This is a genomic window from Streptomyces sp. SID14478 (assembly GCF_010548525.1).
In the GTDB taxonomy this organism is placed as follows: domain Bacteria; phylum Actinomycetota; class Actinomycetes; order Streptomycetales; family Streptomycetaceae; genus Streptomyces.
This window is the reverse complement of the sequence record NZ_JAAGMG010000971.1, coordinates 1-762: the sequence shown is the minus strand read 5'-3', so window position 1 is coordinate 762 and position 762 is coordinate 1. Positions and strand designations below refer to the sequence as shown.

The following is a 762-nucleotide window of genomic DNA, read 5'->3' as shown; positions in this document are numbered from 1 at the left end:
CGGCTCCTGGCGCTCCGGCCGCGAGTTCGGCGAGGCGGCCCGCCGGGCAGCCGGAGCGCCAGGAGCCGATCCGGGCGGTCAGCTCACGGTCCTTGGCGAGGCGGCCGGCGAGGGTGCGGATGTCCTCGTCGCGCTGTGCGGCACGCGTGCGCAGGGCCTGCCGCTCCTCGTCGGCGGCGTGCTCGTCGTGCATCGCAGGGTTCGGCGGTACGAGGAAGACGCCCTCGTCGGAGGCGTTCTCGGCCGGGGTCGGGGCGAGCAGTGCGGCGGCGGTGCCGACGGCGACGGCGGAGCGGGGCAGCAGCGCCGCACCGGCCAGTGCCTCCCGGGCCCGTACGTGGGACGCCGGGTCGGTGATGACGACGCCGTCGACCAACTCGGGCCGGGCGGCGAGCACGCGCGCGTGGTCCACCGGGTCGACGGACTGGGCGAGGTAGCGCCAGCCGGGCAGGGCGGGGATGCCGTGCTCGCCGAGGAACTCGACGGTGGCCGTCACGTCCGGGCCGGGCGGCAGCAGTCCGCCGTCGCCCAGCGCGCCGAGGATGCGGGAGTCGTCGGCTGCGGCCGTCCGCAGCTCGAACAGCTGCCGCTCGGCGGAGGCGACGGAGTCGTCCAGGAGGGTCTTGAGGTCGTCCGCGGCGCGGTCGAGGCCTTCGGGGGTGAGCGATGCATCCGCGTCGTCCGCGCCCTCGGTGCTGCTCGACGGGCCGCTCGTGCCGAGCAGTGCGGCGACGCGCTCCTCGTCCGCGAGGGAGGCCGCGG

1 pseudogene is annotated in these 762 nt (G+C 77.0%); it reads right to left on the bottom strand.

Going from position 1 to position 762, the window contains the following annotated elements:
* A pseudogene (locus tag G3I40_RS31180) lies at positions 1-762 on the bottom strand (hypothetical protein); the annotation flags it as partial.